Below are 15635 nucleotides of genomic sequence, written 5' to 3' on the forward strand. Positions count from 1 at the left end.
CCCTTACTTCTTCTTCGCGCGCAGCTGCGCGGCGATGGTCTTGATACGAGCGATATCGCGGCGGGCTTCCCGCATCCGCGACGTGTTCTCCAGCTGCCCGGTGGCGCGCTGGAAACGCAGGTTGAAGCGTTCCTTCTTCAGGTTCAGGACCGCGTCTTCCCGCTGGTCGTCGCTCATCGCGCGAATGTCTTCAACTTTCATCTCGGCCATGGCGATTACTCCGCAATGCGCGCAACGAAGCGCGTCTTGATCGGCAGCTTGGCGGCGGCGAGCGACAGCGCCTCCTTGGCGGTCTGCACCGGCACGCCGTCGATTTCGAACATCACGCGGCCCGGCTTGATCCGGACCACCCACAATTCCGGCGCACCCTTGCCGGAGCCCATGCGGACTTCAGCGGGCTTCTTCGACACCGGCACGTCCGGGAACACCCGGATCCAGACGCGGCCGGCGCGCTTCATGTGACGGGTCAGCGCGCGACGGGCGGCTTCGATCTGACGGGCGGTGACGCGCTCAGGCTCCATCGCCTTCAGGCCGAACTGGCCGAACGCCAACGTCGCGCCAGAGGTCGCAACGCCGTGGATACGGCCCTTATGCGCCTTCCGGAACTTCGTCTTCTTAGGTTGCATCATGGCTTTAAGCCCTCAAATTCCTGCTTTGCCTCAAGCGGCGTCGCGGCGCGAACGCGGCGTGTTGTCGCCCTCGGCCATCTTCTTGTCCTGGGCCATCGGATCGTGCTCGAGGATCTCGCCCTTGAAGATCCAGACCTTGACGCCGCAGGTGCCGAAGGTCGTGAACGCGGTGGCAACGCCGTAGTCGACGTCGGCGCGCAGCGTGTGCAGCGGCACGCGACCTTCGCGGTACCACTCCATGCGCGCGATTTCGGCGCCGCCGAGACGGCCCGAGCAGTTGATGCGGATGCCCTCGGCACCGAGACGCATCGCCGACTGCACGGCGCGCTTCATGGCGCGGCGGAACGCAACGCGGCGCTCGAGCTGCTGGGCGATCGATTCAGCGACCAGGGTCGCGTCGAGCTCCGGCTTGCGGATTTCGACGATGTTGATCACGACGTCCGACGAGGTGATGTCGGCAACCTTCTTGCGCAGCTTGTCGATGTCGGCGCCCTTCTTGCCGATCACGACGCCCGGACGGGCCGAGTGGATCGTCACGCGGCACTTCTTGTGCGGGCGCTCGATCACGATGCGGGCGACAGCCGCCTGCTTGAGCTCCTTGTGCAGGATCTCGCGGATCTTGACGTCCTCGTGCAGGAGCTTGCCGTATTCCTGCTTGCCGGCGAACCAACGGGAGTCCCAGGTCCGGTTGATGCCGAGACGCAGCCCGATTGGATTGATCTTTTGACCCATCGTCTTCTCCTGCGCCCTTCTTAGGCGCTTGCCTCGGCCTCGACCTGACGAACCACGATGGTCAGGTGCGAGAACGGTTTGAACACACGGCCCGAACGGCCACGGCCGCGCGGAGCAAAACGCTTCATCACGATGCCATTGCCGACATGCGCCTCGGCAACGACGAGATCGTCGACATCGAGGTCATGGTTGTTCTCGGCGTTCGCGATCGCCGATTCCAGGCACTTCTTGACGTCGACCGCGATCCGCTTGCGCGAGAACTGCAGGTCGGCGAGCGCAGCCGAAGCCTTGCGGCCGCGGATCAGCTGCGCCACCAGGTTGAGCTTCTGCGGGCTGACGCGCAGCATGCGGGCGACGGCCTTGGCCTCATTGTCCGCGAGGCTACGTTCGCGCTTTGGTTTGCTCATCGTCTATTCCTCAAGCCTTCTTGGCTTTCTTGTCGCCCGAGTGGCCGTGGAAGGTCCGGGTCGGCGAGAACTCGCCGAACTTGTGACCCACCATTTCCTCGTTGATCGCCACCGGCACATGCTTCTGGCCGTTGTAGACACCGAAGGTCAGGCCGACGAACTGCGGCAGGATGGTGGAGCGACGGCTCCAGATCTTGATGACGTCGTGACGGCCGGACGCACGCGCGGCATCTGCCTTCTTGAGCAGAGAACCCTCGACGAACGGGCCTTTCCAGACTGAACGAACCATGTCCGGCGTTCCTTACTTCTTCCGCTTGTGGCGGCTGAGGAGAATGAATTTGTTGGTCGACTTGTTGGTGCGGGTCTTCTTGCCCTTGGTCGGCTTGCCCCACGGAGTAACCGGGTGGCGACCGCCCGAGGTACGACCTTCACCACCGCCGTGCGGGTGATCGATCGGGTTCATGACGACGCCGCGGTTATGCGGACGCCAGCCGAGCCAGCGGGTACGACCGGCCTTGCCGATCGAGATGTTCATGTGATCCGGGTTCGAGACCGCGCCGATCGTGCCGCGGCAACGGCCGTGCACGAGGCGCTGCTCGCCCGAGTTCAGGCGGACGATGACGTAGTCCTGGTCGCGGCCGACGATCTGGGCATAGGTGCCGGCGGAGCGCGCCAGCTGGCCGCCCTTGCCGATCTTCAGCTCGATGTTGTGCACGATCGTGCCGACCGGCATGTTGCCGAGCGGCATGACGTTGCCCGGCTTCACGTCGACATAATTGCCGGCGACGACGGTGTCGCCCGCCGCCAGACGCTGCGGCGCCAGGATGTAGGCCAGCTCGCCGTCCTGATACTTGATCAGCGCGATGAACGCGGTGCGGTTCGGATCGTACTCCAGCCGCTCCACGACCGCCGGCATGTCCACCTTGTCGCGGCGGAAGTCGACGGTGCGGTAGGCCTTCTTGTGGCCGCCGCCGCGGAAACGCACGGTGATGCGACCGGTGTTGTTGCGACCGCCATTGCCGAGCTTGCCCTCGGTCAGGGTCTTCACCGGCTTGCCCTTGTAGAGCGCCGAACGATCGACCATGACCAGCTGGCGCTGGCCCGGCGTCGTGGGATTGTAGGTTTTCAATGCCATCGTCGTTGCGCCTTATAGTCCGGTAGTCACGTCGATGCGGTGGCCCTCTTCAAGGGTCACGATCGCGCGCTTGGAGTCCGACTGCGAGCCGAGATTGCCGCGGAACACCTTGGTCTTGCCCTTGCGAACGAGAGTGTTGACGCTCTTCACCTTGACGTCGAACAGCTTCTCGACCGCTTCCTTGATCTGCGGCTTGGTCGCCTTGCCGGCGACCTTGAACATCACCTTGTTGTGCTCGGAGGCGAGCGTCGCCTTTTCCGTCACAACCGGCGAGATGATGACGTCGTAGTGGCGCGGATCGATGTTCTTCATTTGAAGCGCGCCTCCAGCGCATCAACCGCAGCCTTGGTCAGCACCAGCTTGTGGCGGCGGAGAATGTCGTAGACGTTGATGCCCTGGATCGGCAGCACGTCGATGTTCGGGATGTTGCGGGCCGCGGTCGCGAAACCGTTGTTCAGCTCCGCACCGTCGATGATCAGCGCATTGGTCAGGCCGAGGCCCGAGAAGTGACCGAGCAGCGCCTTGGTCTTGGCGGCCTCGAGCTGCGCATTGTCGATCACGATCAGCCCGCCGTCCTTGGCCTTGGCCGACAGCGCATGCTTCAGCGCGAGCGCGCGCACCTTCTTCGGCAGGTCGGTCGCATGGGAGCGAACCACCGGACCGAACGCACGGCCACCGCCGCGGAACTGCGGCACGCGGGCCGAGCCGTGACGGGCGCCGCCGGTGCCCTTCTGCTTGTACATCTTCTTGCCGGTGCGCCAAACGTCGGCGCGGCCCTGGGCCTTGTGCGTGCCGGCCTGGCGCTTATTGAGCTGCCACTGCACGCAACGCTGGATGATGTCCTTGCGCGGCTCGAGACCAAAGATCTCGTCCGACAGCTGAACCGAGCCGGCGTCCTTGCCTTCAAGGGTGGTGACTTTTAGTTCCATCTCACACGCCCTCCTTCTCGGCTACAGCCTCGGTAGCTTCACCGCCGGCGACCTTGAACTTGCCGGGCTTCGGGGCTTCCTTCGGCAGCGGCTTCTTGACCGCGTCGCGCACCGAGATCCAGCCGCCCTTGGAGCCGGGAACGGCGCCTTCGACGAGGATCAGGCCGCGCTCGACGTCGGTCGAAACCACGCGCAGGTTGAGCGTGGTGATGCGGTCGACGCCCATGTGACCGGGCATCTTCTTGTTCTTGAAGGTCTTGCCGGGGTCCTGACGGCCACCGGTCGAACCGATCGAACGGTGCGAAACCGACACACCGTGGGTGGCGCGCAGACCGCCGAAATTCCAGCGCTTCATGCCGCCGGCGAAGCCCTTACCGATCGAGGTGCCGGTCACGTCGACAAACTGGCCGACCACGAAATGGTCCGCCTGGATTTCCGCGCCGACCGGGATCAGCGCGTCCTCGGACACGCGGAACTCGGCGACCTTGCGCTTCGGCTCGACCTTGGCGACCGCGAACTGGCCGCGTTCGGCCTTCGGCATGTACACCGTCTTGCGGGCGCCCGAGCCGAGCTGAAGAGCGACATAGCCGTTCTTCTCGGTCGTGCGGTGGCCCAGCACCTGGCAGTTACCCAACTTCAGCACGGTCACAGGGATATGCTCGCCGGTCTCCGTAAAGACCCGCGTCATCCCGACCTTTTGTGCGATCACTCCGGAGCGCATCGGCGTGCTTCCTGTCTTTCTGTCCGCAAGCGGCGGACGTAAAAATCCAAAACCTTAGAGCTTGATCTCGACGTCGACACCGGCGGCCAGGTCGAGCTTCATCAGCGCATCGACGGTCTGCGGGGTCGGGTCGACAATGTCGAGGAGGCGCTTGTGAGTGCGCATCTCGAATTGCTCGCGGCTCTTCTTGTCAACGTGCGGCGAACGGTTGACGGTGAACTTCTCGATGCGGGTCGGCAGCGGAATCGGTCCGCGAACCTGCGCACCGGTGCGCTTCGCCGTGTTCACGATCTCACGGGTCGACGTATCGAGGATTCGATGGTCGAACGCCTTGAGACGGATGCGAATGTTTTGGCCGTTCATTGCCGTATCTCTTTCTTCGTCGCTCAATTAGCGAATAGCGAGTGGTGAGCGGCGGGTGGGCGAACCCACCCGCTGCAAACTGACTGATCCACCCTTACTCGATGATGGCGGCGACGACGCCGGCGCCGACGGTGCGGCCGCCTTCGCGGATCGCGAAGCGCAGCTTCTCTTCCATCGCGATCGGCACGATCAGGTGCACTTCCATCGCGATGTTGTCGCCCGGCATCACCATCTCGGTGCCTTCGGGCAGGTGCACAACGCCGGTCACGTCGGTGGTGCGGAAGTAGAACTGCGGACGGTAGTTGGTGAAGAACGGGGTGTGACGACCGCCCTCTTCCTTGGTGAGGATGTAGGCCTCAGCCTTGAACTTGGTGTGCGGCTTGACCGAACCGGGCTTGCACAGCACCTGGCCACGCTCGACTTCCTCGCGCTTGGTGCCGCGGAGCAGCGCACCGATGTTGTCGCCGGCCTGGCCCTGATCGAGCAGCTTGCGGAACATTTCGACGCCGGTGACGATGGTCTTCTGGGTGTCGCGGATACCGACGATTTCGATTTCCTCGCCGACCTTGATCACGCCGCGCTCGACACGGCCGGTGACGACGGTGCCGCGGCCCGAGATCGAGAACACGTCTTCAACCGGCATCAGGAACGGCTGGTCGATCGGACGCTCCGGCTGCGGAATGTACTCGTCGACATTCTTCATCAACTCGAGGATGGCGTCGTGGCCGAGCGTCTTGTCCTTGTCTTCGAGGGCGGCGAGCGCCGAGCCCTTGATGATCGGGATCTTGTCGCCCGGGAATTCGTACTTCGAGAGCAGTTCGCGGACTTCGAGCTCGACGAGCTCGAGCAGCTCCGGATCGTCGACCATGTCGCACTTGTTCAGGAACACGACGAGCGCGGGCACGCCGACCTGGCGGGCGAGCAGGATGTGCTCGCGGGTCTGCGGCATCGGGCCGTCAGCAGCCGACACGACCAGGATCGCGCCGTCCATCTGGGCAGCACCGGTGATCATGTTCTTCACGTAGTCGGCGTGGCCGGGGCAGTCGACGTGAGCGTAGTGGCGGTTCTTCGTCTCGTACTCGACGTGAGCGGTCGAGATCGTGATGCCGCGCGCCTTCTCTTCCGGCGCCTTGTCGATCTGGTCGTAGGCGGTGAACGTCGCGCCGCCGGTTTCTGCGAGCACCTTGGTGATCGCTGCGGTCAGCGAGGTCTTGCCATGGTCGACGTGACCGATGGTGCCGATGTTGCAGTGGGGCTTGTTACGTTCGAATTTAGCTTTGGCCATTTGACTCTCCGTTCAATCGTTGACTGCCATCAACGACAATCAGGCAAACTTCTTCTGGACTTCAGCCGACACGTTCGCCGGAGCTTCGGCGTAGTGATCGAACTGCATGGTGAAGGTCGCGCGACCCTGGCTCATCGAGCGCAGGTTGTTCACGTAACCGAACATGTTCATGAGCGGCACCATCGCATTGATGACGTTGGCGTTGCCGCGCATGTCTTGGCCCTGGATCTGGCCGCGCCGGGAATTCAGGTCGCCGATGACCGAACCGGTGTAGTCCTCCGGGGTCACCACCTCGACCTTCATGATCGGCTCGAGCAGAACGGACTTGCCCTTCGTCAGCGCCTCGCGGAACGCAGCCCGCGATGCGATTTCGAACGCCAGCGCCGACGAGTCGACGTCGTGATACTTGCCGTCGACCAGCTGCACCTTGACGTCCACCACCGGGAAGCCGGCAACGACGCCGGAGCCCATCACGCTGTTGAGGCCCTTTTCGACGCCGGGGATGTATTCCTTCGGCACCGCACCGCCGACGATCTTCGATTCGAACTCATAGCCCTTGCCGGGCTCGTTCGGCTCGACGACGATCGTCACTTCGGCGAACTGACCGGTACCGCCGGTCTGCTTCTTGTGGGTGTACTTGACTTCAGCCTTCTTGGTCACGCGCTCGCGGAACGCCACCTGCGGCGCGCCGATGTTGGCATCGACCTTGTAGGTACGCTTGAGAATGTCGACCTTGATGTCGAGATGCAGTTCGCCCATGCCCTTGAGAATGGTCTGGCCGGACTCCTGGTCGGTCGACACGCGGAACGACGGATCTTCCGCAGCAAGCTTGGCAAGCGCCACGCCGAGCTTTTCCTGGTCGGCCTTCGACTTCGGCTCGATCGCGATCTCGATCACCGGCTCCGGGAATTCCATCTTCTCGAGGATGACCGGCTTGTCGGGATCGCACAGCGTGTCACCGGTGCGCGCTTCCTTCAGGCCAGCCAGCGCGACGATGTCGCCGGCATAGGCTTCCTTGATGTCTTCGCGGTTGTTCGCATGCATCAGCAGCATGCGGCCGATACGCTCTTTCTTCTCGCGGGTCGAGTTCACCACGCCGGTGCCCGACTGCAGCACACCGGAATAGATGCGGCAGAAGGTGATGGTGCCGACGAAGGGGTCGTCCATGATCTTGAACGCGAGCAGAGCCAGCGGCTCCTTGTCGTCCGCATGGCGCACGACTTCGTTGCCGTCCTCATCGGTGCCCTTGATCGCGGGCACGTCGATCGGCGACGGCAAATAGTCGACGACGGCGTCGAGCAGCGGCTGCACGCCCTTGTTCTTGAACGCGGAGCCGCACAGCACGGGATAGAAAGCGCCGGTCAGCACGGCCTTGCGGATCAGGCGCTTGAGGGTCGCCTCGTCCGGCTCCTTGCCGTCGAGGAAGGCGGCCAAAGCGTCGTCGTCGAGCTCGACGGCGGCTTCCACCATCTTCTCGCGATATTCCTTGGCCTGCTCGACCAAGTCTTCCGGGATGTCGACATAGTCGAACTTGGCGCCGAGCGATTCATCGTTCCAGACGATGCCCTTCATCTTCACCAGGTCGACGAGACCCTTGAAGTTGTTCTCGGCACCGATCGGAAGCTGGATCGCGATCGGCTTGGCCCCGAGGCGGTCGACGATGTCAGACAGGCACTTGAAGAAATCGGCACCGGTCTTGTCCATCTTGTTGGCGAAGACGATGCGCGGAACCTTGTACTTGTCGCCCTGGCGCCAGACGGTCTCGGTCTGCGGCTCGACGCCCTGGTTGGAGTCGAGAACGCAAACGGCGCCGTCGAGCACGCGCAGCGAACGCTCGACTTCAATGGTGAAGTCGACGTGGCCGGGGGTGTCGATGATGTTCAGGCGCTTGCCGTTCCAGAACGCGGTGGTCGCAGCCGAGGTGATCGTGATGCCACGCTCCTGCTCCTGCTCCATCCAGTCCATCGTCGCGGCACCTTCGTGCACTTCGCCGATCTTGTGGCTCTTGCCGGTGTAATACAGGATGCGCTCGGTGGTCGTGGTCTTGCCGGCGTCGATATGCGCCATGATACCGAAGTTGCGGTAGTCCTCGATGGCATGTTGGCGGGGCATGAGACTGTTCCTTAAATTCCGTTGATCGCCTTACCAGCGATAGTGCGAGAAGGCGCGATTGGCTTCCGCCATCCGGTGCACGTCTTCACGCTTCTTGACGGCGTTGCCGCGATTGTTCGAGGCATCGAGCAGCTCCGCCGAAAGACGCTCCGTCATGGTCTTCTCGTTACGCTCACGGGCGGCCGAGATCAGCCAGCGGATGCCGAGGGCCTGACGGCGCACCGAGCGGACCTCCACCGGCACCTGGTAGGTCGCGCCGCCGACGCGGCGGGAACGGACCTCGATGGTCGGCATCACGTTCTCGAGCGCCTGCTCGAACACGCCGAGCGGCGGCTGCTTGGTCTTGGCCTCGATCATGCCGAGCGCACCGTAGACGATGTTTTCGGCGACCGATTTCTTCCCGGCGTACATCACCGAGTTCATGAACTTCGTAATGATGATGTTCCCGAACTTCGGATCCGGAAGAACTTCACGCTTCTCAGCAGAATGGCGACGCGACATCTGATCGTTTCCCGCTTACTTCGGACGCTTCGCGCCGTACTTCGAACGACGCTGCTTACGGTTCTTGACGCCCTGGGTATCCAGCACGCCACGGAGGATGTGGTAGCGCACGCCGGGCAAGTCCTTGACGCGGCCGCCGCGGATCATGACCACCGAGTGCTCCTGCAGGTTATGGCCTTCACCCGGGATGTAGCCGATCACCTCGAAGCCGTTGGTCAGGCGCACCTTGGCGACCTTACGAAGCGCCGAGTTCGGCTTCTTCGGGGTCGTGGTGTAGACGCGCGTGCACACGCCGCGCTTCTGCGGCGACTGCTGCAGCGCCGGCACCTTCTTGCGCGACTTCTGCACTTCACGTGGTTTTGCGATCAGCTGGTTGATCGTCGGCATGCAGCCTTCACCCTTTAGTTCGCGCGGAAACCTTGAATGGCCCCGCAAATTTCTTCTCAGGACTAGCCGTCCCGTACGGCCCGCTCGACGCGGAACAAACAACCGCGCAAAGCGAAATCGCGCCAACCACTCATCACTGAGCGGAAAGCGCATCGACGCCACAGAGGACCGCGATTCCGAACCGTTCAGCGTTCGCTGTCCGGTCCGCCACCGAGGTCATGCATCCGAATTCACTCTCAAGAGGACGTGCTCAAGAGAACCAAAATCGTCCTGGCATTGCCTAGCTATCATCGACAGCGTTTGAGCGGCATTCGTCGAGGTTGGTGCCCGTCCGGCGCCTGAAAAAGGGCCTTGGGGTGTTCCGTTCCGACGCTGGCGTAGCTCACCGCCTGTCGTTAAGTGAGCGCCTTGTATAATCGAGAGATAGTGAAGTCAAGCAAAACGACAAGCAAAGAAACGCCTCTGGCGCTTGCAGATTTCGCATTTCGCGGCGCTCGTCGGGCGTCGAAATATGACAGCGTCTGCGACTCCCCTCGCCCGAATCCGAATCTCCGGCACGCCAGCGGAATCGCATTATATCCGGGTAAAATATGATTAGAAACAATTCTCCCCAACTTGGACCTGAAGGCGAATTTCGAAACTAAGCCTTTATTTGCCATTCGCAGCGCAAAAATTGAGGTCTACGGCCACGGGAAATGTCATGCGGTACACCGACATCGCGATCATCGGCGGAGGTCTTGCGGGCTCGACCGCAGCCGCCATGCTCGGCCGTGCCGGGATACCGACCGTCCTGATCGACCCCCATCAGGTCTATCCGTTCGACTTCCGCGTCGAAAAGATCGGCGGCGACCTGCAGCTCGCGCGATTCGTCCGGACCGGGATTGCCGAATCCGTGCTGCGTTCGGCGACGCTCGACGGCGAGAACTGGATCGCGCGATTCGGCCGTCTGCTCGACCGGCAGCCGAGCCGGCAATACGGCATCATGTACGACGCGCTGATCACTGCGATTCGGGCCGAGATCGCCGGGCCGGCAGAATTCATCCGCGACAAGGTCGTCAATGTCGCGACCAGCTCCGAGCGGCAGCGCTTGGTGCTTTCGGGCGGCGAGGAAATCTCGGCGCGCCTCGTGGTGCTCGCCAACGGCCTGAATGTCGGGCTGCGCCGGATGCTCGGCATCGAGCGGCTGGTGACCAGCTTCTGCCACTCGATCTCGATCGGCTTCGATTTCGTCCCCGTCGGCCGCCCCGCCTTCCCGTTCGCGGCCATGACCTACTTTTCGGAGCGGCCGAGCGACCGCATCCCTTACATCACGCTGTTTCCGGTCGGAAACCGGATGCGCGCCAACCTGTTCACCTACCGCCAGGCCGACGATCCGTGGCTGCGCGCGATGCGGCGCAATCCGGTCGAAACGCTGAATGCCGCGCTGCCGCGGCTGCGCCGGCTCACCGGTGAGTTCGACGTGGCCGGCGACATCAAGATCAGGCCCGCCGACGTCTATGTCAGCACCGGCTATCGGCAGGCCGGCGTCGTGCTGGTCGGCGACGCCTTCGCCAGCACCTGCCCCGTCACCGGCACCGGGACCGACAAGGTGTTCACCGACGTGTCCCAGCTCTGCAACGTCCATATCCCGGCCTGGCTTGCGACCGACGGCATGGGCGAGGAGAAGATCACGGCGTTCTACGACGATCCGGTCAAGACGGAGTGCGACGCCTGGTCGAACGCCAAGGCATTCAACTTCCGCGAGGTGTCGATCGGCAGCGGGCCCTACTGGCAGGCCCAGCGCTGGGCGCGCTTCCTCGGCTATCTCGGCCGAGGCACGCTGCGCCGGCTGCACCGCCCGCAGGCGGCGTCAGCGACACGGTCCGCCAATCACTTCCGGCAACGTCCGCACGCCGCAGACAGGGCGTAGAGGCGTGATCAGCAGGAGCGTTTTCGAGCGAAGTGGATACCGGTTCGCGTAAAGAAAACGCGCCAAAGAAGAATCTAGCGTCCGACCATCGCCGGCGACGCAGCGCGGGACTCACGCCTCGTCTTCGTCCTCATCCTCGTCGTCTTCATCCTCGTCATCTTCATCATCGTCCGCGTCGTCGTCATCCTCGTCATCAGCGTCGTGATGGACATGCCCCTGGTCGTCCCACAGCCTGCGGTAGACGCCATTCAGGGCCAGCAGTTCCTCGTGCGAGCCGCGTTCGATCGCCCTGCCGCCGGAGATCACGATGATCTCGTCCATCTCGACCACCGAGGCCAGTCGGTGCGTCGACCAGATCATGGTGCGGCCCTCGGCCACCTTGAGCAGCGTGCGGTTGATCGCCGCCTCCGTGGTCTGGTCGAGCGCCGAGGTCGCCTCGTCGAGCAGCAGCACGGACGGGTTGCGGATGATCGCGCGCGCGATCGCGATGCGCTGGCGCTGGCCGCCGGACAAGGTATCGCCGCGTTCGCCGACCGGCGTGTCGTAGCGCTGCGGCAGGCTCATGATGTAGCGATGGATCTCGGCCTTCCTGGCGGCGTCCACGACTTCCGCGTCGGTGGCCCCCTCCTTGCCGAGCCGGATGTTCTCGCGGATCGACATGTTGAACAGCATGTTCTCCTGGAACACGACCGCCATGCTGGCCCGCAGCGACTCGCGCGTCACCCGGCGGATGTCGACGCCGTCGATGGCGACGCGGCCCTCGTCCGGCACGTAGAGCCGCAGGATCAGGTTGATCAGCGTGCTCTTGCCGGAGCCGCTGGGACCGACGATCGCAATGCTCTTGCCGGCATTGAGCTTGAGGCTGAGATTGTCGAGCACCGGCGTCTGCGCCCCCTCATACTGGAAGGTAACGCGGTCGAAGGAGATGTCGTTGGTGATGCGCGGCAGATCCGGCGCACCGGGACGGTCGGCGCCGCGGGTCGGCTCGTCGAGCAGCTCCTGGATGTGCCGCACCGCCGCCGCCGACTGGATCGACACCGGGATGAAATGCATGAGATGGGCGATGTTGTACGACACCTCCCAGAATGCGCTCTCGAAGGTCACGAAGGTGCCGACCGTGATCTGCCCCTTGGTGGCGAGATAGGCGCCGATCGCCAGCACCACGAGGTGGAGCAGCAGCACCGAAATGGTGACGGTGCGCTCCACCATGGTGGACAGGAACATGGCTGAGGCGGCCTTGGCCCGGACGTCGCGGTTGCGCAGCGTGAACCAGCCGAGCGCCCGGCGCTGCAGGTTGAACGCCTTGACCACCGCCTGGGCAGCGACGTTCTCCTGCACCATGCCGAGCAGCGCAGCTTCGTTCTGCTTCTGCTCGTAATTGGCCAGCACCGCCTTCGGCGTCAGGATGCGCGGCCCGATCAGCGTGATCGGAAACACCAGCAAGGCGACCACGGCAAGCTGCCAGTTCAGGAACAGCATCAGGATGATGCCGGCGATCAGCTCGAGGCCCGGCAGCGCCGCGCTGTTGGCAAAGGTCTTGACCGAGCCCTCGAAGGCCGACAGATCGATCGAGAAACGCGACAGGATCTCGCCGCGCTTGGTGCGGGCGAAATAGGCCGAGGGCAGGTTCTGGACGTGGTCGAAGATGCGGGTCCGAACGTCGGCGATGATGCCCGCACCGAGCCGCGCATCCCAGCGCTCGTACCAGACCGCGATGATCGACGTGACGATGCCGGCGACCGCGAGCACGCCGAGGATCTTGTAAAGAGCCTGGAAATCCTCCTCGCCGAGCGCGTCGTCGATCAGGAATTTCAGGCTGAGCGGCATGATGACGTTGAACAACGTCTCGACCAGCACGCCGATCGCGACGAAGGCGAGCGGCTTCTTGTAGTTGGTCAGGATCGGCTTGACGAAGCTGAAGATCGTGGAGAGCGCGCCGGCGGCTTCCCTGGCGGTGAAGACGACGAGGTCCTCGTCATCATCGTCGTCGAGCTCGAACTCGTCGTCCTCGTCCTCATCATCGTCGTCATCGGCCGGCGCGGCGGCGGGCTTGGCGGAGGCCGTTGCCGCAGGCGGACCGGCCGCAGCCGCAGGCTTTTTCTTCAGCTCGGGATCGTCGGCCGCCGATCGATTCGGATCGTCTGATGCAGGAGGTCTTGGCGCCATGAAACCAACCGTTGCTCCACGGCCGGCATGACCGCAAATCGAAACCGCAGCGGCGAATGCTGCTGGTACAATCCTATGCGATCACAATGAATTCGGCAAAGCGTTTGGAACGGCGCGGTGCGCGGTCCCGTGGATTCGGGATCACGGCACGGCCGCCGTCTGACAGTTGGTTGACGCAGGGCCGCTCGCCTTGCGCAAGACCGCGAGCCGGTGCCGCTAGTCGTCGTGATCCGCCTCGACCTTGTCGAAGAAGGAATAGCGCAGGCTGTCGGAGTCGGCGTACCACTGCCCCGGCCCCTTGTTGGCGGCAAGCGTCAACGTCCACAGCGCATCGGTGCAGTCGCGGCGGTGCATCGACAGGTCGAAGCCGTTGCCGAAGAACAATTCCGACCATTCCCACCAGGTGCCGAGCTTCTTCACGCCGCGCAGCAGGTCGTAGCGATCGATCACCGCCGGCGCCATGTCCGAGGTCACCGACGCGAACACGACGCCGGTCTTGACCACGCGGTTGAGCTCGCGCACCCCGCGCACGACCTGCTTCTCGCCGAGATGGCACAGCGAGGTCTCGAACACGAAGTCGAACTCATTGTCCTTGAACGGCATGTCGGCGATCGAGCCGAGCTTGTTGTACTTCTTGAGCGCCTTCGGCGTCTTGCCATGGATGTAGCGGTTGTTCTCGATGCCCCAGGCATCGATGCCGCGCTCGCGCAGCGCGCCGACCAGCTCGCCGCTGGCGGAGCCGGCGATCAACAGCTTGTAGCCCTTCGCCCTGCCCCACACCGTCTTGATGAGGTCGGTCAGATAGACCGGGTCGGTGAAGTTGCGCCAGACTTCGCTGTAGGGACCGGCGCCGCGATAATTCTCGAAATAATTGCGGTCGATCTTGTCGGACAGCGCGCCTTCGTCCTGCGCGCGGGCGCGACGCAGCCGCATCATCTCGGTGACGATGATGTCGGTTGCGGCATCGGAGGAATCGAGCAACCCGTTCAGCGTCGAATCGAACAGATAGTCGCCGACCACCACGATGCCGGGGTGCTGCTTCGGATCGGGACGGTGGTTGGTCATGACGTCGCGCACCGGCAGGCCGCCCGGCAGCGCGTTGACCGACGACAGCCAGCGATGGGTCTTGCCCTCGAGGAAATGCGCACGTGCATCGCCGAGCGAGGCCGGCAGCGATTTCAGCGCGGCGTCGATCAGCTCCTCGTCGCTGAGATTGGCGAAGGCGAGCGCGTCGGAGCCGGCGATCAGCCAGTTCAGCACGCCGTGCTTGCCGACGTCGTGGCGCGCGCCCTCATTGTAGACGCAGCAGCCGCCGAACGCTTCCGACATGAACCAGGCGCCCGGGATCTTCTCGCCCCAGAACGGCTCGTCGAACAGGATCGAGACGCGCAGATAGTGCGCCGGACGGTCGAAATAGGCGACGTGCTTGACCATCGACTTGCGCAGCTGTTCGCCGTCCCAGCGCATGGTCGCGAGCCAGGAGTGCGGCAGGCAGACCAGCACCAGATCGAAGTCGCGCGTCTCCGGCCCCTTGCCGTTCATCATGTTGAGCTGGTAGCGGCCGCCAGCGGTCTTGCCGACCTTGAGGACGCGATGGTTGAGCTGGATGTCGGCGCTGACCTCCGAGCGCAGGCAATCGATCAGCTGCTCGTTGCCGTTCTGGATCGAATACAGGCCGATATAGCCGTCGACATCCATGACGTAGTTCTTCAGCGCGTTGAGGCCGTTGGTGTTGTGGCTCTCGGTCGCGAGGTCGGAGCGCGCCATCACCTTGAAGAACCGCTTGGCGGTCACGTCCTCGACCTCTTCGTCGAGGATCTGCTCGGCGGTCTTGTAGGCCCACGGATGTTCGTTGTCGTGGGCGCCGACGCCCTCGTAATACTCGATCGGCGACACCAGCTCGCTGCAGCGCTTGCGGAACGCCTCGATCGCGGCCGCGGTCTTCGCGCCGTATTTGCGGCGCATGCCGGGAACGTCGGCCAGCAGTTCGCCGTCGAGCTGCACCTGCTCGGCATCCATCGGGATCGTCTGCAGGCCGAAATGCTGGATCAGCTCGCGCAGCGGGTCGGGTCCCGTCATCGAGTAATCGTAGATCTCGGCGACGCCGGCCTCGTACATCGCCGGCGCGGTATCGAATTTGCGCGTGACAATCTTGCCCCCGAGACGGTTCGACGCCTCGAAGATGGTGATGCGGCAGAGGTCGCCGAGTTTGCGCTTCAGATACCAGGCGCTCATCAGCCCCCCGGGGCCGCCGCCTACAATCGCCAAGTCGAGCATATCGATTCCGTCGTCTCCGGCACGAGCCAAACAGCCGGTCTAAGTCACCCTAGCAAAGGCACTTTTTTGCCTGAAGGGAAGA

At 63.5% G+C, this 15635-nt stretch carries 17 protein-coding genes; 1 reads left to right on the forward strand and 16 read right to left on the reverse strand.

Annotated elements, in window-relative coordinates; translation table 11 throughout:
- Positions 1–3: 3 nt before the first annotated feature.
- The 14 genes from rpmC to rpsL form a co-directional block, all read right to left on the reverse strand.
- Complete coding sequence (gene rpmC / locus ACVIGB_RS11735) at positions 4–210, reverse strand: 50S ribosomal protein L29 (protein ID WP_021081654.1); 207 nt, start codon at positions 208–210, stop codon at positions 4–6.
- 5 nt (positions 211–215) lie between these two features.
- Positions 216–629, reverse strand: coding sequence for a 50S ribosomal protein L16 (gene rplP, locus ACVIGB_RS11740; RefSeq protein ID WP_016843752.1), 414 nt, complete (start codon positions 627–629; stop codon positions 216–218).
- 30 nt (positions 630–659) lie between these two features.
- Complete coding sequence (rpsC, locus tag ACVIGB_RS11745) at positions 660–1361, reverse strand: 30S ribosomal protein S3 (protein ID WP_018272135.1); 702 nt, start codon at positions 1359–1361, stop codon at positions 660–662.
- Positions 1362–1381: 20 nt separating this feature from the next.
- Positions 1382–1768: a 50S ribosomal protein L22 gene (gene rplV, locus ACVIGB_RS11750; protein ID WP_018272136.1), complete on the reverse strand. Its 387-nt coding sequence runs from the start codon at positions 1766–1768 to the stop codon at positions 1382–1384.
- Between the two features lie 10 nt (positions 1769–1778).
- Positions 1779–2057: a 30S ribosomal protein S19 gene (gene rpsS, locus ACVIGB_RS11755; RefSeq protein ID WP_018272137.1), complete on the reverse strand. Its 279-nt coding sequence runs from the start codon at positions 2055–2057 to the stop codon at positions 1779–1781.
- Positions 2058–2069: 12 nt separating this feature from the next.
- Complete coding sequence (gene rplB, locus ACVIGB_RS11760) at positions 2070–2903, reverse strand: 50S ribosomal protein L2 (protein ID WP_021081655.1); 834 nt, start codon at positions 2901–2903, stop codon at positions 2070–2072.
- 12 nt (positions 2904–2915) lie between these two features.
- Positions 2916–3215: a 50S ribosomal protein L23 gene (locus tag ACVIGB_RS11765; protein ID WP_092114992.1), complete on the reverse strand. Its 300-nt coding sequence runs from the start codon at positions 3213–3215 to the stop codon at positions 2916–2918.
- On the reverse strand, positions 3212–3832 hold the full coding sequence (rplD, locus tag ACVIGB_RS11770; protein WP_092114993.1) for a 50S ribosomal protein L4: 621 nt from the start codon (positions 3830–3832) through the stop codon (positions 3212–3214). The genes ACVIGB_RS11765 and rplD overlap by 4 nt, the downstream gene beginning before the upstream one ends.
- A gap of 1 nt (position 3833) precedes the next feature.
- Positions 3834–4553: a 50S ribosomal protein L3 gene (rplC, locus tag ACVIGB_RS11775; RefSeq protein WP_092114994.1), complete on the reverse strand. Its 720-nt coding sequence runs from the start codon at positions 4551–4553 to the stop codon at positions 3834–3836.
- Between the two features lie 54 nt (positions 4554–4607).
- Positions 4608–4916 carry a 30S ribosomal protein S10 gene (gene rpsJ / locus ACVIGB_RS11780; protein ID WP_002712302.1) on the reverse strand — a complete coding sequence of 103 codons (309 nt, stop codon included), beginning with the start codon at positions 4914–4916 and terminating at the stop codon, positions 4608–4610.
- Between the two features lie 94 nt (positions 4917–5010).
- Positions 5011–6201 (reverse strand): elongation factor Tu, encoded by a 1191-nt coding sequence (gene tuf / locus ACVIGB_RS11785; RefSeq protein WP_092114995.1) that lies wholly within the window; start codon positions 6199–6201, stop codon positions 5011–5013.
- A 39-nt stretch (positions 6202–6240) separates the two neighbouring features.
- Positions 6241–8313, reverse strand: a complete 2073-nt coding sequence (gene fusA / locus ACVIGB_RS11790; RefSeq protein ID WP_092114996.1) for an elongation factor G — start codon at positions 8311–8313, stop codon at positions 6241–6243.
- 30 nt (positions 8314–8343) lie between these two features.
- Positions 8344–8814, reverse strand: a complete 471-nt coding sequence (gene rpsG / locus ACVIGB_RS11795; protein ID WP_021081660.1) for a 30S ribosomal protein S7 — start codon at positions 8812–8814, stop codon at positions 8344–8346.
- Positions 8815–8829: 15 nt separating this feature from the next.
- On the reverse strand, positions 8830–9201 hold the full coding sequence (gene rpsL, locus ACVIGB_RS11800; protein ID WP_028168167.1) for a 30S ribosomal protein S12: 372 nt from the start codon (positions 9199–9201) through the stop codon (positions 8830–8832).
- Between the two features lie 700 nt (positions 9202–9901).
- Between rpsL and ACVIGB_RS11805 the strand changes: the two genes are divergently transcribed.
- Entirely contained in the window at positions 9902–11110 is a 1209-nt protein-coding gene (locus ACVIGB_RS11805) for an FAD-dependent oxidoreductase (protein WP_456722565.1), read from the forward strand.
- Between the two features lie 111 nt (positions 11111–11221).
- Here ACVIGB_RS11805 and ACVIGB_RS11810 read toward each other — a convergent pair whose 3' ends face one another.
- Both ACVIGB_RS11810 and ACVIGB_RS11815 read right to left on the reverse strand, forming a co-directional pair.
- Entirely contained in the window at positions 11222–13276 is a 2055-nt protein-coding gene (locus ACVIGB_RS11810) for an ABC transporter ATP-binding protein (protein WP_456722564.1), read from the reverse strand.
- Between the two features lie 216 nt (positions 13277–13492).
- On the reverse strand, positions 13493–15553 hold the full coding sequence (locus ACVIGB_RS11815; protein ID WP_456722563.1) for an FAD-dependent oxidoreductase: 2061 nt from the start codon (positions 15551–15553) through the stop codon (positions 13493–13495).
- Positions 15554–15635: the final 82 nt, after the last annotated feature.

This window comes from Bradyrhizobium sp. USDA 4341 (assembly GCF_054063755.1).